At 70.4% G+C, this 26336-nt stretch carries 23 protein-coding genes and 1 pseudogene; 14 read left to right on the top strand and 10 right to left on the bottom strand.

Annotation, left to right across the window (positions count from 1 at the left end; translation table 11 throughout):
* Positions 1-70: 70 nt before the first annotated feature.
* The gene (locus tag ACWCPN_RS13430; protein WP_451205025.1) at positions 71-739 is read right to left on the bottom strand and encodes a TetR/AcrR family transcriptional regulator; all 669 of its coding nucleotides are present in this window, start codon (positions 737-739) and stop codon (positions 71-73) included.
* Positions 740-798: 59 nt separating this feature from the next.
* On the opposite strand from ACWCPN_RS13430, the gene ACWCPN_RS13425 reads away from it, so the two are divergent.
* Complete coding sequence (locus tag ACWCPN_RS13425) at positions 799-2466, top strand: FAD-binding oxidoreductase (RefSeq protein WP_451205023.1); 1668 nt, start codon at positions 799-801, stop codon at positions 2464-2466.
* Positions 2467-2718: 252 nt separating this feature from the next.
* Here the strand turns inward: ACWCPN_RS13425 and ACWCPN_RS13420 are convergent, their stop codons facing one another.
* Positions 2719-3450 (bottom strand): TetR/AcrR family transcriptional regulator, encoded by a 732-nt coding sequence (locus ACWCPN_RS13420; RefSeq protein ID WP_451205021.1) that lies wholly within the window; start codon positions 3448-3450, stop codon positions 2719-2721.
* 333 nt (positions 3451-3783) lie between these two features.
* Between ACWCPN_RS13420 and ACWCPN_RS13415 the strand changes: the two genes are divergently transcribed.
* Both ACWCPN_RS13415 and ACWCPN_RS13410 read left to right on the top strand, forming a co-directional pair.
* Complete coding sequence (locus ACWCPN_RS13415) at positions 3784-5268, top strand: APC family permease (protein ID WP_451205019.1); 1485 nt, start codon at positions 3784-3786, stop codon at positions 5266-5268.
* 55 nt (positions 5269-5323) lie between these two features.
* Entirely contained in the window at positions 5324-6970 is a 1647-nt protein-coding gene (locus tag ACWCPN_RS13410) for an amidohydrolase (RefSeq protein ID WP_451205017.1), read from the top strand.
* A gap of 237 nt (positions 6971-7207) precedes the next feature.
* Here the strand turns inward: ACWCPN_RS13410 and ACWCPN_RS13405 are convergent, their stop codons facing one another.
* Both ACWCPN_RS13405 and ACWCPN_RS13400 read right to left on the bottom strand, forming a co-directional pair.
* The gene (locus tag ACWCPN_RS13405) at positions 7208-7681 is read right to left on the bottom strand and encodes a hypothetical protein (RefSeq protein ID WP_451205015.1); all 474 of its coding nucleotides are present in this window, start codon (positions 7679-7681) and stop codon (positions 7208-7210) included.
* Positions 7682-7917: 236 nt separating this feature from the next.
* Positions 7918-8337, bottom strand: a complete 420-nt coding sequence (locus ACWCPN_RS13400) for a hypothetical protein (protein ID WP_451205013.1) — start codon at positions 8335-8337, stop codon at positions 7918-7920.
* A gap of 260 nt (positions 8338-8597) precedes the next feature.
* Here ACWCPN_RS13400 and ACWCPN_RS13395 point away from each other — a divergent pair, with 260 nt between their 5' ends.
* Together ACWCPN_RS13395 and ACWCPN_RS13390 are read left to right on the top strand one after the other, a co-directional pair.
* Entirely contained in the window at positions 8598-11492 is a 2895-nt protein-coding gene (locus tag ACWCPN_RS13395) for an nSTAND1 domain-containing NTPase (protein WP_451205011.1), read from the top strand.
* A gap of 343 nt (positions 11493-11835) precedes the next feature.
* The gene (locus tag ACWCPN_RS13390; protein WP_451205009.1) at positions 11836-12360 is read left to right on the top strand and encodes a F0F1 ATP synthase subunit B family protein; all 525 of its coding nucleotides are present in this window, start codon (positions 11836-11838) and stop codon (positions 12358-12360) included.
* Between the two features lie 113 nt (positions 12361-12473).
* Here ACWCPN_RS13390 and ACWCPN_RS13385 read toward each other — a convergent pair whose 3' ends face one another.
* From ACWCPN_RS13385 to ACWCPN_RS13375, 3 genes are read right to left on the bottom strand one after another with little or no spacing between them, the layout of a single operon-like run.
* Complete coding sequence (locus tag ACWCPN_RS13385) at positions 12474-12764, bottom strand: VOC family protein (RefSeq protein WP_451205007.1); 291 nt, start codon at positions 12762-12764, stop codon at positions 12474-12476.
* Positions 12764-13717, bottom strand: a complete 954-nt coding sequence (locus ACWCPN_RS13380; RefSeq protein ID WP_451205005.1) for an alpha/beta fold hydrolase — start codon at positions 13715-13717, stop codon at positions 12764-12766. The genes ACWCPN_RS13385 and ACWCPN_RS13380 overlap by 1 nt, the downstream gene beginning before the upstream one ends.
* Positions 13718-13721: 4 nt before the next feature.
* A complete protein-coding gene (locus tag ACWCPN_RS13375; RefSeq protein WP_451205003.1) occupies positions 13722-14339 on the bottom strand; it encodes a dihydrofolate reductase family protein in 618 nt (205 codons plus the stop codon).
* Positions 14340-14567: 228 nt separating this feature from the next.
* Between ACWCPN_RS13375 and ACWCPN_RS13370 the strand changes: the two genes are divergently transcribed.
* The 4 genes and pseudogenes from ACWCPN_RS13370 to ACWCPN_RS13355 all read left to right on the top strand — a co-directional run.
* Positions 14568-15005: a nuclear transport factor 2 family protein gene (locus ACWCPN_RS13370; protein ID WP_451205001.1), complete on the top strand. Its 438-nt coding sequence runs from the start codon at positions 14568-14570 to the stop codon at positions 15003-15005.
* Between the two features lie 166 nt (positions 15006-15171).
* Positions 15172-15753, top strand: coding sequence for a sugar O-acetyltransferase (locus tag ACWCPN_RS13365; protein WP_451204999.1), 582 nt, complete (start codon positions 15172-15174; stop codon positions 15751-15753).
* 10 nt (positions 15754-15763) lie between these two features.
* Complete coding sequence (locus ACWCPN_RS13360; RefSeq protein WP_451204997.1) at positions 15764-16309, top strand: TetR/AcrR family transcriptional regulator; 546 nt, start codon at positions 15764-15766, stop codon at positions 16307-16309.
* Between the two features lie 53 nt (positions 16310-16362).
* A pseudogene (locus ACWCPN_RS13355) lies at positions 16363-16533 on the top strand (transcriptional regulator); the annotation flags it as partial.
* 99 nt (positions 16534-16632) lie between these two features.
* Here the strand turns inward: ACWCPN_RS13355 and ACWCPN_RS13350 are convergent.
* Positions 16633-17196 (bottom strand): GNAT family N-acetyltransferase, encoded by a 564-nt coding sequence (locus ACWCPN_RS13350; protein WP_451204995.1) that lies wholly within the window; start codon positions 17194-17196, stop codon positions 16633-16635.
* 115 nt (positions 17197-17311) lie between these two features.
* On the opposite strand from ACWCPN_RS13350, the gene ACWCPN_RS13345 reads away from it, so the two are divergent.
* Complete coding sequence (locus ACWCPN_RS13345) at positions 17312-18370, top strand: protein kinase family protein (RefSeq protein ID WP_451205288.1); 1059 nt, start codon at positions 17312-17314, stop codon at positions 18368-18370.
* Positions 18371-19145: 775 nt separating this feature from the next.
* Here the strand turns inward: ACWCPN_RS13345 and ACWCPN_RS13340 are convergent.
* The gene (locus ACWCPN_RS13340) at positions 19146-19916 is read right to left on the bottom strand and encodes a HEAT repeat domain-containing protein (RefSeq protein WP_451204993.1); all 771 of its coding nucleotides are present in this window, start codon (positions 19914-19916) and stop codon (positions 19146-19148) included.
* Positions 19917-21437: 1521 nt separating this feature from the next.
* Between ACWCPN_RS13340 and ACWCPN_RS13335 the strand changes: the two genes are divergently transcribed.
* Positions 21438-22094: a type III effector protein gene (locus ACWCPN_RS13335; RefSeq protein ID WP_451204991.1), complete on the top strand. Its 657-nt coding sequence runs from the start codon at positions 21438-21440 to the stop codon at positions 22092-22094.
* Here the strand turns inward: ACWCPN_RS13335 and ACWCPN_RS13330 are convergent.
* Entirely contained in the window at positions 22091-22279 is a 189-nt protein-coding gene (locus ACWCPN_RS13330; RefSeq protein WP_451204989.1) for a hypothetical protein, read from the bottom strand. The two genes, ACWCPN_RS13335 and ACWCPN_RS13330, sit on opposite strands and share 4 nt — an antisense overlap.
* A 44-nt stretch (positions 22280-22323) precedes the next feature.
* Here ACWCPN_RS13330 and htpG point away from each other — a divergent pair, with 44 nt between their 5' ends.
* From htpG to ACWCPN_RS13315, 3 genes are all read left to right on the top strand, one after another.
* On the top strand, positions 22324-24249 hold the full coding sequence (gene htpG / locus ACWCPN_RS13325) for a molecular chaperone HtpG (RefSeq protein WP_451204987.1): 1926 nt from the start codon (positions 22324-22326) through the stop codon (positions 24247-24249).
* A gap of 339 nt (positions 24250-24588) precedes the next feature.
* Positions 24589-25020 carry an ASCH domain-containing protein gene (locus tag ACWCPN_RS13320; protein WP_451204985.1) on the top strand — a complete coding sequence of 144 codons (432 nt, stop codon included), beginning with the start codon at positions 24589-24591 and terminating at the stop codon, positions 25018-25020.
* A 170-nt stretch (positions 25021-25190) separates the two neighbouring features.
* Entirely contained in the window at positions 25191-26252 is a 1062-nt protein-coding gene (locus ACWCPN_RS13315; protein ID WP_451204983.1) for a hypothetical protein, read from the top strand.
* Positions 26253-26336: the final 84 nt, after the last annotated feature.

The raw sequence follows: 26336 nt of genomic DNA, 5'->3' as shown, positions 1-26336 counted from the left end.
TAGCCACGGACCACGGACCGGCGCAGCACCCGGCTCTCCCTCTGGCGGCAGCCGGAGCGTTCAGCCGTGTTCAGGCGCCGTCGCGGATGGACGTGAGGAGGCGGGCGCAGCGTGCGCTCATGTCCTGCGCGGACAGTTCGGGGTGCGAGATCCACCAGCCGAGCAGTGCGCTGACGGTACCCGTCCAGATGTGCTTGAGCACGTCGGCGTCCAGGGCGTCGTCGTTTCCCTGGCCGTGCAGCACTGCGGCCGTGCCGGTGGCCGCCAGTTCGTCGATGGCCTCGCGGTGGCGGCGGGCCGCACTCCAGGGTTCGGAGCCGGGTGGCAGGGTTCGGTCGTAGAGCACGAACCAGGCGTGCCGTTGCCCTTCCAGAGCCTGGAAGAGGGCGGTGAGGACCGTGTGGGGCAGCCTGCCCTCCCGCGGGTTCGAGGCCATGGCTCGTTCGATCGTCTCGAGCAGGTGCGGGCCGATGCGGTCGAGACAGGCGATGCAGAGGCCGTCCTTGGAGCCGAAGTAGGTGTACAGCAGGGGTTTCGTCACGCCGACGCGGCGGGCGATCTCCGCCATGGACGCCGCCGCGTATCCGTGTCTTCCGAACTCCTCGACGGCGGCGTCCAGGATCTGCTGTTCCCGGTGGGCCCGCGGTACGCCTTTGGTACCCGCGCGCGTACCGGGGCGGTTCCGTTCCTGATCGCCGTCCAGGGGATCCGGTGGCGTCGAGGATCTTGCGGTTGTCATGGCAGAACTATACGTTGCAGTAAATTACCAAGGGGTAAATTACTGGAAGGTCAATCACCGTGGCCGACAGCACGACCAGCAAGGCGCCCTCGACCGGTACCGCCCCCCGCCGCTCCTGGTGGGGCTGGGGCGCCGAGAACAAGGCACTGTCCGACGCCGAGTGCTCGGCACTCGGGCGTCTGCTCCCCGGCGCGGCGAACGCTCCCCTCCCCGTTCCCGGCGTCTCCGCCCTCGCTCTGCCGAAAGTGCGCGTCGAACCGCCCACTGGTCTCGCCCCGTTGATGTCGGACGCGCCTTGGGACCGCGCCTCGCACACCTACGGCAAGGCTTACCGCGACGTGGTCCGCGCACTGCGCGGGGACCTCTCAGCGGCACCCGACCAGGTCGCCCGCCCCCGGAGCGAGCAGGACGTCGTCGACATCCTCGACTGGGCGGCGGGAGCCGAGGTGGCCGTGGTGCCTTTCGGCGGCGGCACTTCTGTCGTCGGCGGCGTCGAGTACCGCGCCGACCGGCATCGCGGCGTGGTCTCACTTGACCTCACAGCGATGAACCAGGTGCTGGAGATCGACAGGACCAGCCGCGCGGCACGCATCCGGGCCGGTGTCCTCGGCCCCGCTCTGGAGGCGCAGTTGCGACCGCACGGACTGACCCTGCGGCACTTCCCCCAGAGCTTCGAGTACTCCACGCTGGGCGGCTGGCTCGCGACGCGGGCAGGCGGCCACTACGCCACGCTCCACACGCACATAGACGACCTCGTGGAGTCGCTGCGCGTGGTGACCCCGGTCGGCGTCAACCAGTCGCTCCGGGTGCCGGGGTCGGGCGCGGGCCCTTCCCCCGACCGGCTCTTCCTGGGGTCCGAGGGCACGCTCGGCGTGATCACCGAGGCCTGGATGCGGCTCCAGGACCGACCCCGGCACAAGGCGTCGGCCACGGTTGTCTTCGGCGACATCGTCAGTGCCATGGACGCGGTGCGCGCCATCGCGCAGTCGGGTCTGCATCCGGCCAACTGCCGGCTCCTCGATCCGGGGGAGGCCGCCCTGGCCGGCGTCGCGCACAAGGGTGAGAGCATCCTCGTCCTGGGCGAGGAATCGGCACACTCGCCCGTCGAGGAACGTCTGGCCACCCTGCTCGCCCTCGCACGTGACCACGGGGGCACACCCGCCGCCAGGGAATCCGGTGGCGCGGACACCGCCGCGAACACCTGGCGTTCGGCATTTCTGAAGATGCCCTATCTCCGCGACGGGCTCGCCCGTATGAGCGTGATCAGCGAGACCTTCGAAACAGCGTGCACCTGGGACCGTGCCCCGGAGTTGTACGCGGCGGTGCGCAGTGGGCTGACCGAGATCCTGGAGGAGGTGACGGGCGCGGCCGGCACGATCAACTGCCGCTTCACACACGTCTATCCGGACGGCCCCGCGCCCTACTTCACCGTCATCGCACCGGGCAGGCGCGGCTCGGAAGTGGCCATGTGGGACGAGATCAAGTCCGCGGCCATGAGCCTCCTCCACGAGCACGGTGCGACCGTCACCCACCATCACGCGGTCGGCCGCGACCACCGGCCCGGCTACGACCTACAGCGTCCGGAACCCTTCGCGCTGGCTCTGCGCGCCGCGAAGCAGGCGCTCGACCCGGCCGGGATCCTCAACGCGGGTGTGCTGCTCGACCCCGCCCCGTCGCACGACGTCGCCGACAGAACAGTTTCCGTGCCGTCCGAACGACGCGAGTGATCCGCTCGGGGCGCAGCTCGTGTGGACGTGGCGCCGGCATCACCGAAGCCGTATGCGGGTCGTCACCCGGCAGGCACGGCGCCCGGACGCCGCCACTGGCCGCACTACCGCGTCTGCGCCGTCCGGGCCGAACACCGCCTGCGGGCCGGCGCCCCGGCAACCAGGGACGGCGCCGAGACATACACAAGCCGACGGGGCACGGCGACTCCCCCGTCGCCCCCGGCCGCATCGGTCGAGGGTCCGATCTCGCGGTCACGGGGCGGTCCGGTCGAGTGCGGCCTTCAGTCCGTCGAGGAAGACCTCCAGAGCGCCGGGGTAGGCGCTGGCGCTCATCGTCCGCGCCAGGGTGTCCGCGGATTCCGCGATGCGGGGGTACTCGTCGGGGGGCAAGGAGGCGTACACCCCCTGCCAGGCCGCGCGGTCGGCCGCGCCGGCTTCCAGCGGCAGGGCGGTGGCGGCCGCGTCGATGGCGGCGAAGCCCAGGGTGAAGTCTATGAACCGGTGGTAGTAGAGGCCCGCGTCCCGCGGTCCGAATCCGGCGCCCCGCAGGATTCCCAGCCCGAGCTCCACGCCTCTCATCTCGTTGGGGCGGCGGGTGACCCGGGAGGCCGCGAGCACCGCGACATGCGGGTGAGCGGTGTACGTGCGATGCAGGTTCATCCCGACGAGGCGCAGGTCGTCACGCCAGTCGCCGGTGGGCCGCACGTTCTCGAGGCTCATGCCGATCAGTTCGTCCGCCACGGCGAGGACGAGGTCGTCGGTGCTGCGGAAGTAGCGGTACAGCGCCGACGGGTCGGCCCCCAGCGCGATACCGAGGCGTCGCACGCTCAGCGCGTCGTTGCCGTGCTGGCTCAGCAGGCGGATCGCCGTCCGCACGATCAGCTCCTGGCTGAGCACCGTACCCGTCCGCGTCGTACGGCGCCGCCGCCCGGCCGCGAGCCGGCCGGCGGGGCCGGCGTCGTCCGTGTCACCGAAGGTGCTCACCCGGAGTCCGATCTATGAGGGAAAGTGCGGCGGACGCTCTTATGACAACGCGATTGACCTTAAAAGTCCAGAGCTGTTTGATGTGGCTCCGCCAGCGCGACACGTCCGCGCCGGCTCGCGCCGTCAGTCACCGCGCGGGATAGGTACAGGCCGGCCTATTCCGACGAGTCGGCGGCACGGCTGTGCCTGGGCGGGTCCGGTTCGTCAACCACCCCTTCGTCGCAACGCGGCGACGGTCCGCAGACCAACGCGGCCCAGCCGCCGCACCGGCACACCCTCCTCCACCGCTCACGGACGCCGCGCGTGCGTCCCGCCACCCTGGATCGGTTGCCCATGGAACACACCACCTCGTCCCCGCCGCTGAAGAAGTCTCTGGGCGTCGTCGACGGCGTCGTACTGGCCGCTTCGAGCACCGCCGCGACCACCAGCATCGGTATCGGTATGGGCGTGCTCGCCTCGATCACCGGACGGCAGACGCCACTGATCCTGCTGCTCGGCTTCCTGCCGATGCTCGGCATCGCCGGCGCGTACGCCCGCCTGAACAAGGCGGAGCCGAACTGCGGCGCCGGATACACATGGGTGGGGCGCAGCATGGGCCCGTGGCTCGGGATGATCGCCGGCTGGGTCCCGCTCGCCGGTGGCGTCGTCTTCCTCGCCTACACCACGTCCGTGACCGGCTCCGTCCTGGTGCAGTGCGCCCACAAGGCCGGCATCGACAGCCTCCTCGGCCGGCACCTGGACGCCAACTCCACTCTCCAGTGCACCCTGATCGGCCTGCTCGTGCTGGCCGCGGTCACCGTGACCGCCGTGACCGGCGTGCACAAGGCCACCCGTCTGCAGACCTATCTGCTCGTCTTCGAGTACGCCGTGCTGCTGGTCTTCAGTTGCTGGGGGCTGATCGCGGGCGACCAGACCTTCTCCCCGTCCTGGTTCAGCCCGTTCGCCTTCGGCTCTCCCTCCGCCCTGGCCCAGGGTCTCGTCCTGGCGGTCTTCTTCTACTGGGGCTGGGACGCCGCGTTCTCGGTCACCGAGGAGACCGAGCAGGCCGGTGACGCGGCCCGCGGCAGCTACATCGCCCTGTTCACCATGCTCGGCCTGTTCCTCCTGGGCGCCGTCGCCTTCCAACGCGTCATGACCGCCTCCGAGATGAGCGGCACCGGTGCCCAGGGCCTGACCTACTACGCCTCCCGGCTCGCCGACGAGCCCTGGGCCACCCTGCCGCTGATCGCCCTGATGTTCTCGGCCGTCGCCTCCCTGCAGGCCGGCATCATCCCCACCGCCCGGCTGACCCTGGCCATGAGCCGCGAGGGCACCCTCGGACCCGTCTGGGCACGTATCAGCGCCCGGCACGGCGGGCCCACCGCCGGCACCGTGATCGTCACGGTCGTCTCCGCCGCCGTCGCCGTCCTGACCGTGGTGATTCCCAAGCTCAACGAGGCGATCCTGGCCGCGGTCAACGCCATCGGCATCCTCGTCGCGCTGTACTACGGGCTCACCGCCATCGCCTGTGCCCTGCGCTTCCGCGGTCTCGTCCGCACCAGTCCGCGCGAAGCCGTCATGGCCGTCCTCGTGCCGTCCGTGTGCGCCGCCCTCCTGTTCGCCCTCGGCGCCTACCTCGTGCTGTACTACGCGACCCTCAGCGACACCTTCGCCATCAGCGTCGACAACGGCTGGTTCAACCTGCTGTGCCCCACGGTGATCCTCGCGGCCGGCCTCGTGGTGTCGGCGGTCGCCAAGTGGTACCGCCGTGCACCCGCCTTCGCCCCGACGACGCCCGGTGTCACCGTCCCGGCCACCGAGGCCGAGTCCCTCCCCTGACCACGGCGCCCCGCCAACTGCGCCGCACACCCCAGCGATTGGACCCTGCCACCTCATGTCCCAGCCCGCCGCAGACCTCGTCTTCACCAACGGCCCGGTCCTGACCACGGACCCGGCCCGCACCCGGGCCACCACCCTGGCCGTCACCGACGGCCGTATCACCGCTGTCGGTCACGACGAGGTCAAGGACCTCATCGGAACGCGCACGGAGGTCGTCGACCTGCACGGCCGCCTGCTGCTGCCCGGCTTCCAGGACGCCCACATCCACGCCGTCATGGGCGGCATCGAACTCGGCGAGTGCGACCTGACCGGGACCACCGACCCCGACGAGTACGCCCGCCGCATCCGCGCCTATGCCGACGCCCACCCGGACAGGGAGTGGATCACAGGTGGCGGCTGGTCCATGGAGAGCTTCGAGGGCGGTATACCGACCCGGCAGTTCCTCGACACCCTGGTACCCGACCGGCCCGTCTACCTGGTCAACCGGGACCACCACGGCGCGTGGGTCAACTCCCGGGCCCTGGACATCGCCGGCGTCACCGCCGCCACCCCCGACCCGCAGGACGGCCGCATCGAACGCGACCCGGCCGGCGCCCCCGTGGGCATGCTCCAGGAAGGCGCGGTGAGCCTGGTCGGCGCCCACCTGCCGCCGAAGACCGCGGCCGACCGGCTCGCCGGTCTGCTGCGCGCCCAGGAACTCCTGCACGGTCTCGGCATCACCGCCTGGCAGGACGCCCTGCTGTGCGGGGCGGACGGCTACCCCGACCCCTCCGACGCCTATCTCACCGCGGCCCGCGACCGTACCCTGACCGCCTCGGTGACCGGCGCGCTGTGGTGGCGCAGGTCCGTCGGCGAAGAACAGATCCCCGACCTGCTGCACAACCGGCAGCGCCTCACCCACGGCAATCTCCGCTGCTCCACGGTCAAGATCATGCAGGACGGGGTCGCGGAGAACCACACCGCGGCCATGACCGCCCCGTATCTCGACGGCTGCGGATGCGCCACCGGCAACAGCGGTCTGAGCTTCGTCGATCCCGAAGCCCTCAAGCGGTACGTCACCGCCCTGGACGCCGCCGACTTCCAGGTCCACTTCCACGCTCTGGGCGACCGCGCGGTGCGCGAAGCCCTCGACGCCGTCGCCGCCGCTCGCGCCGCCCACGGCACCCGTGACACCCGCCCCCACCTGGCCCACCTCCAGGTCGTCCACCCCGACGACATCCACCGTTTCCGGCAGTTGGGGGCCACCGCCAACATCCAGGCTCTCTGGGCCGCCCATGAGCCGCAGATGGACGAGCTCACCATCCCCTTTCTCGGCCCGGAGCGCTCAGCCTGGCAGTATCCCTTCGGTGACCTCCTGCGCGCCGGTACCACCCTCGCCGCCGGCAGTGACTGGCCCGTCTCCAGTCCCGACCCCCTGGCCGGCATCCATGTAGCCGTCAACCGCGTCCTGCCCGGCGCCTGCGACAAGCCGTTCCTGCCCGGGCAAGCTCTGGATCTCACCGCCGCGCTCACCGCCTACACGGCGGGCAGCGCCTACGTGAACCACCTCGACGACACCGGAAGCCTCCGCCCCGGCAACCGGGCCGACCTCGTCGTCCTCGACCGGGACCCCTTCGCGGTTCCGCCCGAGGCCATCGCCGAGACCCGTGTCCACCTCACCTACGTCAACGGGCGACGCGTCCACACCGCGTCCACCGCCTGACCGCCCCCGTACCGAGTTGTCCGAGTGCTGCCTCGGGCGTCCCTGGCGACGCGCGAGGCTGCGGCGGGCGACGCGGGCAGGAGCGCGGCCGGACACGGAGATCCGGCTCAGGGGTCGACGGCCGGCGCCTGTCAATGAAGTTCGTCCTCAGCGCCCAACAGGCGCCGTGACGCACTCGCCTTCACGGACGTCATGGCCTGCCTGCGAGTTCCTCGACGCCGGTCCGCCGGTGATCCACTAGGTCAGGTGATGCTGTGCCCAGTCGGAGACACCGCTCAGCCGGACGGCGGCTTTGACCGGGTCACCGGTTCGGGTGGGCTGGCCCACCTCGAAGTCGTGGCCGGTCAAGCCGCTCTCGTCCTCGACGATGCGAGCGATGCGATAGGCGAGCCGCATCACTTCCAGCGCTGCCGGACCCGAGTGACGATAGGCGACCTCGATGTGGGCTGTGTCCCCGCAGTAGTCGAGCTGCACGCGACCGGGCGGACCAACGGTCTGAAGAGTGAGGCTGTACAGGTACTCCTCGGACTCGACAGCCCCGACGTCCCGCGAGACTCGTCCGAGGATCCGGGCCCACTCGTTCCGTTGCGCGCCGGTGAGCCGGAGCGGCGGCAGGTCGGCATCGGGGTCGAAGCCGGCGTCGAGGCGGTCGAGCGTTTCATGAAGCGTCAGGCCCGGCTGCACCCGCACGAGCATGATGTCGTAGGTCACCGGGTGAATGTACGCAACCGTCGAGGAGTGGTGCGCCGGCGGCCGGCTGACGGTCTCCGAGGGCGCCGCGGCAGGGGCGGCGCTCCCGGGCCGTCAGCCGTTCGGCGCACGGGCTCTCGATCAGCGCGACCGGTTGTTTCCGGCCGAGGTCAGGCACGCCCCGGGTCTCCCGGTGGGGGATCTCCGCCGGGCACCGGCAACCACTTCGGCTCGTCCCCGGTGCCCGTCGGTGAGTGTCAGCTGACGTCCTTGCAGGGCAGCCCGACGGAGGTGTAGGTGCCGCCGGACAGTTCCCACCCTTCGGCGCAGGTCTGGCCGGTCCCCCTGCCGGACCCGACCGCGCCGGGATAGGCGCTGTCCTGGCCGTTGACCCTCATGTTCGGGCCCCACACGTTGATGTGACCGTAGAACCGGTTCGTACCGCTGTAGCTGCCCCGGGTCGTGTAGCCCGACGCGTTGCCGGTCACGCTGACGCAGACCTTGTGGTTGCATCCGCGCGCATCCTTCAGCTGCGCCTGGCTGCCCACCCGAAGACACACTTCCTTCGCGCAGGTCCAGCCCGCGCTGGACGGCTGAGCCGCCTCCGCGGCGCCGGACGCCGCGCCGCTTGCTACGACCAGGCCGAACACCGCCGCCGTGACGAGTACCGAACGCATCGTGCCTCCTGTGTGAGGGTGTCGCGGACCCCAGGGCCGTCCTCGGGGTCTCGGCTCAGGGATAGCCCGAGTTCTTTGTTCGGTGTCCGGACGGGACCGATGAACAATCAATCTCGGAACATCACGTCCCCGCCCGGCCGACTGAGGAGCTGAGCACCGCCGAGCCGGACGGTGGCGAACGGGCCGAAAGTCGTCGCCCCGGCGCCGGTGACCTCCACCGGCCACGACACTTGTCGCGGAACAGGTGGATCGGGGGAAACATGCCGCGCAAGGAGTCACCGCTTCCCGAGGGCGACGGCCCGGTGGTGCGGTTCGCCGCGGAGCTGAGGGAACTTCGCCGGGCGGCGGGCGGGCCCTCCTACCGCGATCTCGCCGGACGGGCGCACTATTCGGTGGCGACTCTGTCGAGTGCCGCCGCGGGCCGGAGACTGCCGTCCCTGGAGGTGACCCGGGGGTACGTCAGTGCCTGCGGCGGCGACGTGGAGCGGTGGGAAACCCTCTGGCACACCACGGCCGCCGCCGTCGCTCTCGCGGAGGGCACGGCGGACGAGACCGCTCCGCCACCGGATCAGGACGACTCGCCCTATCCGGGGCTGGCCTCTTTCGGCTCACGGCACAGCCGGTTCTTCTTCGGGCGCGAACGCGTGGTCGAGCAGCTGCGCAGGCGGCTCACGGACCAACGGTTCATCGCCCTCTTCGGCGCTTCGGGAGCCGGTAAGTCATCGGTGCTGCACGCGGGGCTGTCACCGTACTTGCGAGCCGAGGACCGGACCGTCCTCACGCTCGCCCCGGGGGTCCGGCCGCTGGAGGAACTGGCGGTGCGTCTGGCGGGCCACGGCGCCGGCACGCCGGGCCGGCTGCTGGAGGACTTGCGGGCGGACCCCGGGAACCTGCACCTCCTGCTCCGCCAGATCGCCGCCGAGACGCCCGGGCGGGACGAAGTGATCCTCGTCGTCGACCAGTTCGAGGAGGTCTTCACGCTCTGCTCCCGCCGCGAGGAACGCGACCGTTTCATCGACGCTCTCCTCCTGGCCGCCCGGGCCGAAAACAGCGTGTGCCGCATCGTGCTGGGAGTCCGGGCGGATTTCTACGCCCACTGCATCGCCCACGTCGACCTCGCCAGAGCGCTGGACGCGGCGATGGTGACGCTCGGTCCCATGGACTCCGAGGAACTGCACCGTGCCATCTGCCGTCCCGCGGAGGCGGTCGGAAGCCGAGTCGAAGGGCGATTGCTGGCCTACCTGATCGCCCAGGCCCAGGACAGCGCAGGAATGCTCCCGCTGCTCTCCCACGCGCTCCGGGAGACGTGGAGGCACCGCCGGGGCACACTGCTGACGATGGAGGCCTGCCGAAGTGCGGGATCCATCGAGCATGCCCTGACGCGCACCGCCGAAGGCTTCCACCAGGCGCTCAGCGCCCGGCAGAAGGAAGCGGCCCGGCACCTCTTCCTGCGGCTCGTCGCCGTCGGAGAGGGCGTCGAGTACAGCAAGCGCCGCATCGGACGCGGCGAGTTGTCCTCCGATCCGGACACCACTGCCGTCGTCGATCGGGCAGCCGCCGAACGGCTGATCACCGTGGACGGCGAGCACGTGGATCTGACGCACGAGGCACTCATCCGCTGGTGGCCACGACTCCGTGGATGGCTGGCGGAGGACCGCGAGCTTCTGCGCACCCGGCGGCAGCTGACGGAAGCGGCCGCGACCTGGGCGCATCTGGAACGGGATCCGGGGGCCCTGCTGCGAGGCACTCGACTGGAAGCGGTTCGCCCGCTGGCCCGGGCCGAGGACGCGGGCCTCACCGCGCGCGAGAGGGAGTTCCTCGCCGCGAGTCTGGCAGCGGAGAGCGCGGACCGGGCCGCCGCCGCCCGGCGCAGGCGCCGACGCCGTCTGCTGATCGCCGCGTCGGCGGTGCTGCTCGTCATCTCCCTGGCCACCTCCGTCCTCGCCGTGCACGCCGACCGCGAGGTCACGGCCCAGCGCGACGAGGCAGTCGCCCACAACGCGAGCACGGCGGCCACCGCGCTGTCGCACCGGTCACCGGGCCTCGCCACCCAGATCGCCCTGGCCGCCCACCGGCTGCGGCCCAGCCGGCACAGCCGCGACGCGCTCCTCAGCACACTGATGTCCACGTGGACCGCGCACCGGGCCGAGATGTACGCCATGGACGTCAGCCCGAGCGGCAGCATCCTGGCGACGGCGAGTCGGGACCGCACGGTGCGCCTGTGGGACTTGCGCACCCCACGCCATCCGCACCGGACAGCCGTGCTCACCGGCCACAAGGACGCCGTCTACGCCGTCGCCATGCACCCGCGCCGCCCCGTACTGGCCAGCGCGGGGGCCGACGGAGCCCTGAACCTGTGGGACATCGCTGACCCCCACAGGCCGCACCGGCTCGCCACCTTGGAGACGCACACGAGGACGGTGCGCGCACTGGCCTTCAGCCCCTCCGGAGACACCCTGGTCAGCGCCGGCAGTGACGGTGACGTGGTGCTCTGGAACACCCGGTCCGTCAGCCGACCCGTTCGCGGTGTCAGTCTGCGCGGCCATCACGACGAAGTCCGGTCCGTGGCCTTCAGCGCGGACGGACGACTGCTGGCGAGCGCGGGAGGCGGTGACGAGCGCGTCATCCTCTGGGACACCACATCTCCCGCCCACCCCGTGGAGCGCGCCGACTGGCGGGCGCACAGCGTGACCGCTCTCGCCGTCGCCTTCGACCCGCGCACCGGTGTCCTCGCCACGTCCGGTGGCGGGGACCGACCCGTGAAACTGTGGCGCGTGGCGGGGGTACACCGCCCGGTGCTGCTCGCCGCGGTGGACGGGCCCACCGACGTGGTCGGCAGCGTCGGGTTCAGCCCCGACGGCCGCCTGCTGACGGCGGGCAGCGACGACCGCACCGCCCGGTTCTGGCGAGTGTCTCCACCGGGACGGGTCCGGCGGGAGGCCGTCCTCACGGGATTCACCACTGCGGTGCTGGGACTCAGGTTCACCCCGGACGGCGAGCAGGTGGTCACCGGTGTGTTCGACGGCACCGCCCACGCGCTGCCGGCCGACTTCGACCAGCTCCTCACCGATGCGTGCACGTACGCGGGCCAACCACTCACCCGCGAGGAATGGCGCCACTACCTCGGCAAAGTGCCCTACCGTCGGCCGTGCTGACGGGAGCGGCTCCTCCCGCCAGGCGGCGCGCCCTGGCTGGACTACCGGCCCTTCAGTCGCCGATTCGGAGGGCTCCTTTACGGCCGGCCAATCCGAGGAACCCGCAATCGACCGGAAGTCGAACACCGCGTAGAAGCGGTCCCACACGCGTCCGTTCTCCGCCTCCGACAACACCGCCACGGGATCTTCCGTCGCGGCCCCTTTGGGATCTCCTGGAACCGCGACACGTGATCACTGACCGGTTCAAGATCCACGATCGGGAATGGCTACAACTCGACTACTGAGCGCACTATTTGTAGCACCCCTCACCCCTTTGAGGTCCGTGGTCTTGTACGCTTCAGTAGTGAACCTGGGACCCCTTGAGCCTCGCGTTGACCAACTCATCGTTGCCTTTGTCTGCTTCGGCATCGTCTTTGGCGTGTTTGCAGGGATGCTTCTTCCACGCATCCGGCGCGTCCTCGTGGACCGTGAGGACGCCATCGTCGGTACCAGGGACCGCGCTGCGGCCACCCGGCTTGAAGCCGACGGCATCCATACCGAGTACAAGGCGCAACTTGCCAAGGCCCACCGAGAGCTTGCCTCTACTCGCCAGAGGGCTCGGGAGGAGGGGGCCGAGATCATCGCCTCCGCTCGAGAAGAGGGGCAGCGGCAGAAGGCTGCTCTGGTGGCGGACGCGCATTCTCAGCTGGAGGTGGACCGAACCCTGGCCGCATCTGCTTTGAACGACAGCGTCGCGTATCTCGCCGTGGAGCTTGCCGGCCGAATCGTCGGTGAGTCCCTGAGCGAATTCGCCAACGACAGCGACGTCATCGAGCGGTTCTTCGACGAGCTGGACGCAGAGGCCTCCGAAGGCAGCAGCGCGGTCTGAACTTCGGAGCAACCTTCAGCAGGGCCTCGCAGGCGGAATTCGCGCGTTCATCCCCCGCTTAGGACCGACTCGCACGCCCAGCGGTGAGAGGTGCCCTCCGGCGCCGGATTCGATCACTCGGCGGCGGCCAGGCGGCGCTGCAGTTCCTCCTGCGACAGGTCAGCCACGTGGGTCAGGAACACCCACATGTGACCGCAAGGGTCCCTGAGGATGGCGGTGCGGTCACCGTGGAACATGTCCTTGGGCGGCTGGATGATCTCGGCGCCGGCGGCTTCCGCGCGCTCCGCCAGGCGGTCGACGTCGGGCACGAATACGTGCAGCGCGACGGACGTGCCTCCGCCGAGTGAGGCCGGCGACGCGAAGGCGGCGGCCTCCGCCTCGCCCGTGCCGGCGTCGCCCAGCATCAGGGTCGACCGTCTTGGTTGAGGTCAAACGTCGATCCGAGCGTGCGAGTCCTGTCAGCCGCCGACGTGCGTGCCGCCTGCCGGCCGGCCCGCGTGGCGCCCGCCAACCCCTGTCCGAGCGCGAGCATCGCCTCGGCGACCTCGCCGACCGCCGCGTCGGGAATCGCGGTGGAGGCCTCCTGGAGGACGAGCAGCCGTGCCCCGGGGATCTCGCGCGCGATCGCCTCACCGTTGCCGACGGGAAAGAACGGGTCGCGGCGGCCGTGGACGACGAGGGTGGGGACCTCGATTTCAGGCAGGCGCTCGCGCCAGCGAGGTCCGCAGTCGAGCCGGGAGAACACCATGCCCAGCTGGTTGGCCATCTGGACCGGGGGTGCGGTGCCGGGCGTGCGGTCCCAGATGCGCTTGGCGATCGCGCCTGCGGCGACGGGATCGTTGCCGAGGATCTCCGCGCCGGCGGCGGCGAACGCCGCGACCGCCTCACGGTCGGTCCAATCGGGCATCGGATGGGCGAAAAGCCGGCTCATCGTCGCCTGGTCGTGGTCGGGGAGGTCGTCGTCGGACGGGCCGGGGGCAACCGCTCGGGTGCCGACCAGGGTGAGCGCCGAGAACGCGCCAGGATGGTCGAGCACGGCCACTTGAGCGACCATGCCGCCGACACCGATCCCCGCCAGGTGCGCGGATCCCGCGCCCAGCGCGTCAGCAAGGGCCGCGGCGTCGGCGGCGAGGCCGCGCAGGCTGTACGCGGGCGCTTCCGGATCCGTCGTCGTCGACTGCCCGCTGTCGCGCAGGTCGTAGCGCACCGCGCGGCGTCCGCCGGCGGCCAGGCGCTCGCAGAGTGCGTCGGGCCAGGAGAGCATCGTCGTCCCGCCCACGAGCAGGACGAGTGGGGCGTCCTCGTCACCGAACGACTCGATGCCCAGAGCGATCTCATTTACGTCGACAGTGGTCATCGGATCACCGGAGGACGTCGTAGGTCAGGTGGGTCGCGGTCGATGTCGGGACCACGCTCCGCTGCACCAGCGTGCGCGGTGCCTGGCCGGTGAACAAGGGTGTTCCGGCACCCAGCACGACGGGCGCGAGGTGCAGCGCCAGCGTGTCGACCAGCCCTGCGTCGAGCGCCGAGCGGACGGTGGCGCCGCCGCCCATGAGGATGACGTCGAGGTCCTTGCCGCTGTCCGACGACGCCGCGACGGCTCGCTCGCGCGCGGCGGCGACGGCGTCGGGAAGACCAGTGGTGACGAACGTCCAGTCGAGGCCGGTCGTCCGCACCGAGTCCGGCGGCGAGCCGGTCACGACGACGAACGCGGGCTTGCCGACCTCGCCGGCGCCGTACCCGGACGTGTCGTCCCAGCCTTTCGGTCCGTCGACGATGTCGAAGAGGTGGCGGCCGAGGACGACGGCGCCCGAGCGGGCGGTCCCGTCGCGCAGGATCCGCCGGTCGTCGGGATCGTCGGAGAACGCCCACGTGTGCAGGGCCTCGCCGCCGGTGCCGAGACCGTTGTCCGGGCCGGGATCGGGCCCGGTGACGAAGCCGTCGAGAGAGACCGAGATGTCGGCGATGATTCGAGTCATGCCAGTACGGACCTGATCCGTCGCCCGAACTCATCGCTCACGCCGGAACCGGGTGGTGGGTGGTGGGTGCGAACTCGGTGACATGACGCGCGAGGAGGTACGCGGGACGCACGGGCGGACGAACACCTCCGTTACCTCGGAGGTAATGGCACCGTTCCGCCGGCGCCGGCGAGAATGCCGGTCTCGCCGCGTCAGGCGGACGCGGAGGCCGGATCGGAGTGATGAGTCATGCCCATAGCCGCATCTGCGACCACTCGTGCCGTCGTGGACGAGTTGCTGCGCCGGATCGGCGGGGGTGACCCCGAAAGCATCGCCGAGATGTACGCCGAGCAGGGCGACTGGAAGCTGGACTGGCCGGAGGCCGAGCACGGCCGGGCCGCCACTCCATGGATCCGGCACCGGTCCACCCGTGCCGACGCCGCCGCCCACTACCGCGAGCTCGCCGAGCACCATGTGCCCGAGCAGGCATCGACCGAGATCGAGCGCATTCTCGTCGACGGCCGCGACGCGGTCGTGATCGGCGAGATCCGTCAGACCGCCCGCTCCACCGGGCGCGCTTACCGCGCGCGATTCGCTCTGCACCTCACCGTGGAAGACGGCCTTGTCACGCGGCACCACGTCTACGAGGACAGCCTCGCCGTCGCCCAGGCATTCGACACGAAATGAACGACCAGGGCTTGCTGAGGCGTCCGCCGAGTCAACGGTTTCGGCCACGTTCGGACCACGCCAGAGGTCACACGCCGTGCACGGTGTCCCGGCCCGCGCCAGGACGGGACCGCCCTGGCGACAGCGCGAGTGTACGTTCGTACGCTCTGGAGCTAGGGTGGCGTACATGCAGACGGACCACTTCGCCCAGGACCCCCGCACGAACCTGGAGCGCATGCGAGCGGGTGATCTCTACATCGCCGACGACCCCGAGATCAGCCGCCGTCAGCAGCGAGCCGTCCGGTTGGCCGCCCGCTACCAGGCCGCCTACGCCGAGGACTCCGACGCCGCGCGGCCTGTGCTGCGTCAACTGCTCGGATGCCTCGGTGAGCAGGCCCATCTGCGGCCGCCCCTGTACGTCGACTACGGCAGCAACATCACCGTGGGGGCCCGGACCTTCGTCAACTACAACCTCACAGCGCTGGACGTCGCGGACATCACGATCGGCGAGGACTGTCAGATCGGGCCCAACGTCCAACTGCTGACCCCGACCCATCCGTTGGAGCCGCAGCCGCGGCGCGACAAGCTGGAGGCCGCCCGTCCGATCACCATCGGCGACAACGTGTGGATCGGCGGCGGCGCCATCGTCCTGCCCGGAGTCACCATCGGAGACAACTCCGTCATCGGCGCCGGCGCCGTCGTCACCAAGGACGTGCCCGCGAACGTCGTCGCCGTGGGCAACCCCGCCCGCGTGGTACGGAGTCTGTGAGCCCGACGTCATGGCCACCGGACACACGGACCCCGAGCGTCGCGCACGCATCCTCGACGCCGCTCTCGACCTGATCGCCGAGGAGGGCATCGCGCGCGTCTCCCATCGCAGGGTGGCAGCTCGCGCCGGGGTCCCTCTGGGGTCGATGACCTACCACTTCGGCGGCATGGACGAGGTGCTGCGTGCGGCCTTCGGCCGGTTCACCGACCACATCGTCGCCGTCTTCGACGACTACCTCTCCGCTCCCGCCGACCCCGGCCAGGCTCGGCAGGCGGTGGCCGATCTCGTCCATGCGCTGTCCGAGGGCGACGCGCGTGACCTGGTCCTGACGCAGGAGCTGTACACGCTCGCCGCCCGCCACCCCGCGTACCGGGAGCTCACGCACGAGTGGATGCGCCGCAGCCGCATCCATCTGGAGAAACACTTCGACGCGGACACCGCCCGCCAGCTCGACGCGCTCATCGAGGGCCTGACCCTGCACCGTGCGCTCTCACGTCGGCCCCACGACCGAACTCTGACCCTCGACGCGATCACCCGCATCACCACACCCACGTAGGGTTCCCTCTGACCGCCTGTGCGTATCCGTTGCCCGGCCGGCGACAGAACCGTGGGGACCCCACCCTCGCCTACCACGGGCTGAGATGGCCGCGGAGCCCGGCCTCACCCTCACCCGTCTGCACCGCCGAACCGGGCTCGTCCTCCGAGGAGGGACTGGGGCTGCTCGCGTCCTGGGCAGCGGCCCAGGGCGTCTACCTGCCCGCGGAGCACAAGGCCCACTGACGGCGGGCGAGATCCGTCGGCGGCGCCCGCTCCCGCCCGCGGGCGGTCGCGCCGCCTCGCCGGGCCGCCGGACATGTGCCGATGCCACCGCCCCGCGGGCTACTGCCGCTCCCACCGCTCCTTGGTGATCTCGTAGCGCACGCCTCCATGCTCGGAGCCCTCGACCGTCACCATGTCGGCGGGCACGGGGATGGTGCACGCCAGCGTCATCTCGAGCTTCTCCATGACGTTGCGCGAACCCTGGTTCACGGACATCGTCTCGGCCCAGACCATGCGCACTCCGAGCTCCGTGAACGCCTTGCCCAGCAATGCCCGCGAGCCCTCGGTGGCATAACCCTTGCCCCAGGCCGCCTGCCGCAGCCGGTAGCCGAGTTCCACTTCGTCCAGCGGGCCCTCCGGCTCGGGACGCAGGATGAACCAGCCGACGAAGGCGCCGCCGTCCTTCTCGTGCGCGGCGAACAGTCCGAGGTCGCCGCCCCATTTCTGGTAGCCGGCGAGGATGTTCGGCAGGTAGCGCTCCCGGATGAGTTCCGGTGCGGTCGGGTTGCCGCCACTCAGGTAGCGCATGACCGCCGGGTCGCTGTCCAGCTCGATCAGCAGGTCCGCGTCGGCGGCGGTGAAGTGGCGCAGGGCCAGACGCTCGGTCTCCAGGTACGGTTCCACGAGTTGATCATGCCCGAACAAGGGCGGACGGCCCAGCGGTTTTCGGGTGACGGATAAGGTCTTTCGGGTGCGTGAGATCACTGAGGACCTGTGCCAGGGCACGGAGCGGCCGTCCGTGCGTCATCCGGACCCGCGGTATGCCCAGCGGCTCGCCGCGTACGGGATCGTGGCCACGCGTCTGTCCCTGCTGAGCGATCGTCGGCTCGGTGAGGCCGTGGCCGCCGCGGAACCACTTGGGTCCGGCATCGGCGGCAGGTCGGCGGAGCTGGATGTCGACGGCACCCGGGTGTTCGTCAAGCGGGTACCCCTCACGGACACCGAGTTGCGTCCGGAGAACTTGCGGTCGACCGCGAACCTCTTCGGACTGCCGATGTTCTACCAGTACGGGGTGGGCTCGGCCGGGTTCGGGGCCTGGCGGGAACTGGCCGTGCACGTCATGACCACCAACTGGGTTCTCGGGAACGAGTACGAGGGATTCCCGCTGATGTACCACTGGCGCGTCCTGCCCGACTCCCCGCCCGAGGGCTTCGCCGACGCGTTCGGAGGCATCGACGGGGCCGTCGCGCACTGGGAGGGGTCATCGGCCGTGGCCGAGCGCCTGGAGGCCATCGGCCGTTCCTCGTTCAGCCTGGTGCTCTTCCTGGAACACATCCCGCGGACACTCGCCGACTGGCTGCACGAGCACCGGACCGCCGCGCCGGATTCCGGCGAGGGCTCGCCGTATTCACAGGTGGAGACGGCCCTGACGCGTGGGAGCGACTTCATGAGCTCGCGCGGACTCGTCCACTTCGATGCGCACTTCGCCAACGTCCTGACCGACGGCCGGCTGATCTACTTCGCGGACTTCGGGCTCGCCCTGAGCTCCGGCTTCGAACTGTCGGCGGTGGAAGGGGAGTTCCTCTCCGCCCACCTCGTGTACGACCGCTGCCACACGATGAACCATCTGCTCCACCACCACCTGCCCGATGGCATGCGCGACGGTATGGGACACGAGGCGTTCCTGCGCGAGTGGATCGACGGCAACCGGCCTGGCGACATCCCTCGCGAGATCGCCGCGATCGTGGACCGGCATGCCCGAGCTGCCTTGGTCCTGAGCGAATTCCACCGCCGGTTCCTCGACGAGAGCAAGCTGACCCCGTTTCCGGCCGCCGACATCAGACGGGAGACCTCCTGAGGGTTCCTGCTGGATCCAGTGCCCGCAGCCATCCAGGATGTGGCTGGAGACCGGGCCGGGCGGGGAGGGACGGTGGCGGCCCGACCGTCGTGGCGATCGCGTTCCCGCTGGCCAGCTCGGGAACTTGTGGGGAACTCGCCGAACGCACCCTAGCCCCAGGCCTGATGGCACAGGCCCGCGATGTCGGGGGCGGCCACCCCGTCCGCGCTGTGGCACAGCTGCCGCATCTGTCGGGGATACGGCTGAGTCCGAGGCCAAGCGGGCCTCGGTGGCGCCTGCACGTCACGGTGCCGGTCTCGCGCGCGCGGGTGCGGCCGCCGACCCGGGGTGGGGTGGCCGCGCGGCACCGAACGCGTCCGTACGGGCGCCCTGTGTGGCTGCTGTTGGGTGGGAGCCACAGCAACTCGGGAGCGGTGCCGGTGCGTCTGCCTGGCCTTGGGCGTGTGCCGTGTCTGGTGGGCTCCCGTTCGTACCAGTGCGGAGGACGCCCGGGGCTGTGCCACGGGCGTCGGAGCGGCCGGTCCGTCCGATCCGAGAGGTGCCCGTACGTCCAGGGGGCGGCCGTCGGCCGACGGGGAGCCGGGAGTCACCGTGGCACAGCCCGTGACACCGAGCAGCACCAGGAGGAGAAGGATCACAGCGCGAGGAGACACCGGCCCACTGTGCTGCAGCGCGGGCAGGCGCGGGCGGCACCACGCGGGCTCGTCACCGCAAGGGGGGACGCACCGGCAGTCGGCTGACTCCGGCGCCGGCACCGCGTCGCGAGCGTGCCCGCTCATGGCCCCGGGGTGGCCTCTACGACTGGCTTGATGCGCTGAAGCATCTGCTCCATGACCGGGACGGGCAGCGAGGGGTGCTGGGCGGCGGTTTCGGCGGTGTCGGGATCGTGCAGCAGCCGGACCACCACCCGGGCGGGCAGCCGGGGGTGTCTGGCAGCCGCACGGCGCACGCGCTCGTGCGGGTCGTCGAGCAGCCGCACAGCCGACGCGGGTGTCAGCCGCTGGTCGGTGGCCGCCCGGTACCGTACTTCCTCCTCGCCGTCCCGGCTGAACCGTTCGACGAGTTCGTCTGTCGATTCCGGATCGTCCAGGGCCAGTCGGCGCATCCTCGGGTTCGGGTCGTCGGCGTGGCGGAGCAGGTCTCGGCGGGGGAAGTTCGGATGTCCGTGGGGGCGATCGGGGGTACTGAGGCTGCCGGTCCACCACTGCCACACCCGCAGCAGCGTCTCGGCGGGCGCGTCGTCGCAGGATTCGGTGAGGAAGAGCTGGACGACACGGTCCTCGTCGCGGGACAGGCGTGCCACGACGTCGGGTGGAAGGCGTCCGGCCCGGGCGACGCTTCTGCGCACGAGGGGGTGGGAGGAAGCGGCGAGGCGGCGCATGGCGTCGGGATCGTCGTGCAGTGCCGTGACCCAGTCGAGCGGGCGACAGTGCACGCCGGGGTCGAAGTCGAAGTCGACGCCTGCCCGCTGTTCCTCGGTGAGGTCAGGGCGCTTGGACACCTCGAAGCGCACGGATTCCTCCGGGTCCCGGGCGAGGCGGAGCACCAGGTCCGGGTCCAGGTGGGGTTGGCCGCGAGGAGACGGCGTTGTGCGGCATCGCCGTGCTCGGCCAGGTGTCGCGCGAGTGCGCGCTCCAGGTGGCAGTCCCGCAGCGCGTCGTTCGCCTCGTTCCCGGGTTCCCCGGAGTCGAGGACCGAGCGGGGCATCGGGTGGTCCTGGTGGTACCGGAGCAGGGCCCGGACACGGACCCGGCCGTCGGGGTCGTCGAGGAGTGCCGTCCGGGCCGGGCCTTCCAGATGGGGCCAGGCTGCTCGGCAGGCCGAGGCGCGTACGGACGGATCGGCGTCACCGGCAAGGGCGCTGAGCAGGTCTGCGGGCAGGCCGTGCAGGCGGACGGTCTCTTCACGGACCCGTGCGGAGGAGTCCGCGGCGAGCTGGGCGCAGGCGGCCTCGGGGAGCTGCTCGCGCCGGTCGGCCGCGAGCAGGGTGAGGATCCACCGGTACCGCTCGTTCCGCTCGCCCAGGATCAGACGGGACCACTGCTCGGACGTGATGTTCGGCTGAGCCTCGGCCAGCAACTGCCGGACTTTCCAGTCGGGGTGGGCCATGGCCGCCTCGACCACCTCCGCCGGAAGGGGGCGCCACAGGAGGAGGTGGGACAGACCCAGCAGCCCGGCGCGCAGGGCCTCGGGCATGACCGGGTTGCGGACCAGTCCGTGCGCCCACAGCTCGCGCAGCCTTGTCGACGGCGCCGGTCCCCGAAGCAGCGTGGCCCAGGCAACTGCCCTTTCCTCAGGTGTCTCTCGGGCGGCGTCCTGCGCCGCCGCCTCTTGGCGCTCCGGGATGCGGTCCAGTGCGACGAGCCGGACCTCGTCCTCCTCGGCGGTCACCCCGAGCAAGGCGCTCCCGTCCGTCGAGAGCGTCACGAAGTCCGGACGCCCGGGCCGTTCGCCGAGGACTCCGGCCAGGTCCCACCGGTCGGTGAGCTTCACCCTCGTCCATCGCCGGGGTGCGCAACCCGTCCGGTCACCGGCGACGTCGATGAGGAAGATGCCGTCCTCGCCGACGACCCCACTGCTGACCGCGATCCGAAGCCACTCGTCGTTCAACGCGGAGACCCGGTCGGGCGATTCTCCCCGTACCGTCGCGGTCGGCTTGGCTACGCCCGAGACGACCGAGCGCCACGCGGCCCGGGGCGGCAGTACCTCCTCGATCCGCTGCTCCCCCACGACTTCCAGTCCGGCACGCTCCAGCAGCTCCACGAGCCCGTCTCTCCCACCCGTCATGTCAGCCCATCCTGCCCGAGCCGGTCCTCCGCTCCCCCAGCGGCCGTCGGAGGCGTGCAGAGGGCACGGTGGCTTGCGACTGAGCACGCTCATGGCCGGTCAGTTGCCGCGCCGGCCCGTCGAGTTCGCGAAGGACGGGTTGCGCATCGGCGTCGGGAGGACATCTCCGGCAGGTAGGGGCAGAAGCTGCCGGTACGCCTCGCGAAACCGATGTAGCTTGTCACCCGATGGATGACAGTATTGGCAGTCGTCCAGGCGATGACGACTTGAGGAGGGCGCCATGACGACAGCGGATCGACCTGACCGACCGGCCTCGGCCTCCACCGACGCCCAGGGCCCGACGTCGTTCCTCGCTGCCGCGGCAGCTCTGGAAGCCATGGACGACGCTCTGCGGAGCGCCCAGCGACATTCCCCCGCTGCTTCCGCCGCCGCGGCCGGCGTCGGACCGGAGCGGGCGCTGGCCTCCTTGCTGCTGCTGCGCCACGTCCGTGAGCAGCTCGCCGGGTGGGAGACCCATCTGATCGAGACGGCTCGCGACGCGGGTGCCAGCTGGGCCGACCTCGCACTGCCGCTCGGGGTCGCCAGCCGCCAGGCCGCCGAACGCCGCTACCTGCGCAATCGGCCCGGTCCCGCCGGAACCACCGGCGAACAGCGCGTCCAGGCCACCCGCGAACACCGCGCCGCACAGCGCAGCACCAGCGCCTGGGCCCGGAACAACGCCGCCGGCCTGCGCCGCGTGGCCGCCCAGATCACCGCCCTCACCGACCTGCCCGCCGCCGCCCGCCGTCCGGTGACGGAACTCGACGCTGCCCTCGCCCAGGACGATCCCGCCGCCCTCATCCGTCCCCTGAACGCCGCCCGCCCCCACCTGGCGGACCACCCCGACCTCGCCGCCCAGCTCGACGCGCTCCCGACGTCCGCCACCAACCCCGGCTAGCCGAGGGCAGCCGCGGCGCCCGTCGACGCGGCGACGGCGGCCCGCGGGCGGTGCTCGGGGAGGCGGCCCACGGGCTTGCCGAGACCCTGGCGGGGAGTGCGGCCGCCGGCGGCCGCCACACCACGAATCACGCACGCCCGCACCGCGGTGAACCAGAGCTCTACGTCCGACGCCTTTTCAGTCACCCAGCAAGTTGTCCGACTACAGGACCCGTGAGGTATACGCGCACATGGCAACCGAAACCTTTGAGTTCCAGGTGGAAGCCCGTCAGCTGCTGCAGCTGATGATTCACTCCGTCTACTCGAACAAGGACGTCTTCCTCCGCGAGCTCGTCTCCAACGCCTCCGACGCGCTGGACAAGCTGCGCCTCGAGAAGTTGCGGCACGATTCCCTCGACGCCGATGTCTCCGACCTGCACATCGAGCTCGACATCGACAAGGACGCCCGCACCCTGACCGTGCGCGACAACGGCATCGGGATGTCCTACGAGGAGGTGGGACAGCTCATCGGCACGATCGCGCACTCGGGCACCGCCCAGTTCCTGCAGGAACTGCGGGAGGCCAAGGAGGGAGCCGAGGAAGGCCTCATCGGCCAGTTCGGCGTCGGCTTCTACTCCGGCTTCATGGTGGCGGACGCGGTGACCCTCGTGACGCGGCGCGCCGGGGAGAGCGAGGGCACCCGCTGGACATCACGCGGTGAGGGAACCTACACGTTGGAGACGGTCGCCGACGCGCCGCAGGGCACCTCGGTCACCCTCCACCTCAAGCCGGCCGACCCGGACAACCAACTGCACGACTACACCTCCCCGTTCAAGATCCGGGAGATCATCAAGCGGTACTCGGACTTCATCACCTGGCCCATCCGTATGGCGTCCGAAGGCCCGGGCTCGGACGGCGAGAGCTCGGAGGAGGGGAGCGGCGAGGCGTCGGCACCCGAGACGCTGAACTCCACCAAGGCCCTGTGGGCGCGCTCCCGCGACGAGGTGTCCGAGGAGGAGTACCACGAGCTGTACAAGCACGTCGGGCACGACTGGCGCGACCCGCTGGAGACGATCAGGCTCCAGGCGGAGGGCACCTTCGAGTACCAGGCGCTGCTGTTCCTGCCCGCCCACGCGCCCTATGACCTGTTCAACCGCGACTACAAGCGGGGTCTGCAGCTCTACGTCAGGCGCGTGCTCATCATGGAGGACTGCGAGGCGCTGCTGCCGCCCTACCTCCGCTTCGTCAAGGGAGTCGTCGACGCGGCGGATCTCTCGCTCAACGTCTCCCGCGAGATCCTCCAGCAAGACCGTCACATCGACATGATGCGCCGCCGCCTGACGAAGAAGGTCATCTCCACGGTCAAGGACATGATGACCAAGGACGCGGAGCAGTACGCGACGTTCTGGCGGGAGTTCGGCACCGTACTCAAGGAGGGACTGGTCACCGACTCGGACAACCGCGACGCCCTTCTCGCCGTGGCCTCGTTCGCGAGCACGCACCACGACACCGAGCAGACCACGCTCAAGGCGTACCTGGAGCGAATGAAGGACGGGCAGGACGACATCTACTACCTGACCGGCGAGTCCCGGCAGAGCATCGAGAACTCCCCTCACATGGAAGCGTTCCGGGATCGCGGGATCGAGGTGCTGCTGCTGACCGATCCCGTCGACGAGGTCTGGGCCGACGCCGTCGGCACGTACGAAGGAAGGAAACTGCGGTCCGTCGCGAAGGGCCGTATCGACCTCGACACCGAGGACGCCGACGCGTCCGAGAACGAGCAGAAGCAGAAGCAGAGCGAGGAGTACGCCGGGCTCCTCGACTGGATGACGAAGCAGCTGGGCGAGGAGGTCAAGGAGGTGCGCCTGTCCTCTCGCCTGACCGTCTCCCCGGCCTGCGTGGTCTCCGATGCCGACGACCTGACCCCTGCCCTGGAGAACATGTACCGGGCGATGGGCCAAGAGGTGCCCCGCACCAAGCGCATCCTGGAACTCAACCCCGACCACCAGCTCGTGAAGGATCTCAACCAGGCCCACGCGGAGCGCACGGACCACGCGACGCTCGCTGAGACCGCCGAGCTCCTTCACGGTCTGGCCGTGCTCGCCGAAGGCGGCCAGCCGAAGGACCCGGCGCGCTTCGTCAAGCTGATGGCGGACCGTCTGCAGCGCGCACTGTAACCAGCCCGCCGTGCCGGCTGCGCCGGTACGCGAACGCGACGGAGTGGCTCACGCCGACCGCCCCGCCCGAGATGCGGGCAGGGCGGTCGGACACCGGCGGCCGGCGTCGCGAGCGGACTGGGACGGTCGATCCCACGACACCGACCACGGTCGGCACGGGTCGTCGGGCAGCATCCCCACCGTGTAGGTGTCGTAGATGTCGAGGCGGTCCTCCTCGGCATCCAGCCATACCTCCGGCGGCATCCTGCAGACCAGTGCGGTCAAGACGGATTCCCGATGCCAGCACCCAGCGGTGCACTCCCCCTTGATCAGCCCGGTCGGCCTTCATACGCTCACTCGATGGGACATGACGACCTGCCGACGCTGGAACTCGCCTTCCCGGGTCCGGAGCGTGACCGGGGTGTGGAGGCGATCCTGAGCGGGCGGAAGACCGCGCTCACGGGGCTTCTGGAGATCCACGAGCACGCCGGGGAGGCGGTTCCGTTAGCCGGCCAGCGGTTCTCGGTGCTTGATTCCGCAGGCCGTCCGGCCGTCACGATCGAGCTCGTCGACGTCCGTGTCGTTCCCGTGAAGGAGATCGACGACGACTTCGCGCGAGCCGAGGGACGCGGCTACGCCGACGTCGCCGAGTGGCGGGCGGCCCACGAGGAGTTCTTCCGCGGTGACGGCGTGAGCGAGTATCTCGGACGCACTCCGGTCATCGACGACGACACTCTCGTCGTCGCGGAACGTTTCCGAGTTGTCGAGGCCGTCGATTCTGGTGGTCGATGACCCCGGAGCACGGGCAGGAGCGACGCTGGTGCAACCGGCATTCGTCGCAGCCTGTCTTCCGCGTGTGAGGCCGCGGCCCCGCGGCCCGAGGAGGGACGAGGATGCCGAGAGCACGGTCGTTATGGACGGACTACTGGCCTCTGGCGGTACTCCCCGTCGCCGCCGGGGCCATGGATCTGTTCCTGTGGTGGCGCGGCGAGCCCTGGAGCTGGTCGGACTGGGCATCCAGCTTCGGTCTGGGTGCCGTCACCACGATGGTCGTGGGCATGCTGCTCGCCCGGCGTCAGGGAAACATCCAAGAGGCACTCGCCGATCTCGAGCTGACGGAGAAGGTCGCCTATCTGACGTTCTCGGTGTCGCAGTTACGAGAAGGCAGCGCGCCGGAGTTGACCCGCAGGGCGTTGTACGACTGCAGAGCCGGGCTGTCATTGGTGCCTCTCGCCCGGCGACCGATGCAGGAAGAGTATCTGCGGACGGTATCGCGGGTGTTGGAGACGATCACTGACAGACTTGGCTCCTCGCTCCGTTCCCATGCGCAGTGGACGCGCGACGACTGGTCCGATTTCACCTCGGTGGTCGGGACACTGCGGGAGACCGCCGCGTTCCATGCGAGGAGATCGAGAATCGTGGCTGCTCACTGGGCGGACGGGATCGACACGACGACACGGGAGCTGTTGCGGATCGGGACTGCTCCCGTGCCTTTCGAGGTGTTCAAGGCCCATTTCACCGAGGGAGCGGACCGCATCCGCACCAGCCTCGACTGGACAGCGTTGTCGGAAATGGTCCGACGGGATGACGGAACCGTCCGGCTGTCCATGATCTCCACCGAACTCACCCCCTACCGGCTGTCCGACCTGGGGGGTTATCACGCCCCCTGGTATCGCGACGCATCCGGTTCCGGTGAGGTCGAATACGACCACGCGGACGCCGTGCCCATCCGGCACGCGGAGCTCGTGACGGACCTGTCCGTCCTCCGTGGCGAGCGCCGGTCGAGGATAGAGGCGCTACGGGACCAGTACGCGACCCGGCTCGACGGCCCGGGCGTCTCGCTGACCCTCGCCACCTACGCCCTGGGTCCGGGCCGTTCCCTCGTACTCGACGGCAACCATCGGCTGACCGCTCTCGCGCAACTGGTCGCCAAGGGTTGTCCGGTGCGGCTGATCGAGTTCCGGCTGACGGCTCCGGTGAGTTCCGCGATACTGCCGGACCTGATCCACTACCAGGCCGACTGATCACGGCGGAGCGGCCCTGCGCCGATGGCGCGGCAGCCGTCGCCGATGCCCTGACGGGCGATGCCGGGTTCTCGTGTCGGGCAT

Source organism: Streptomyces sp. NPDC002386 (assembly GCF_053593175.1).
The sequence above is the reverse complement of the archived record's forward strand: the minus strand, read 5'-3'. Positions and strand labels throughout refer to the sequence as shown.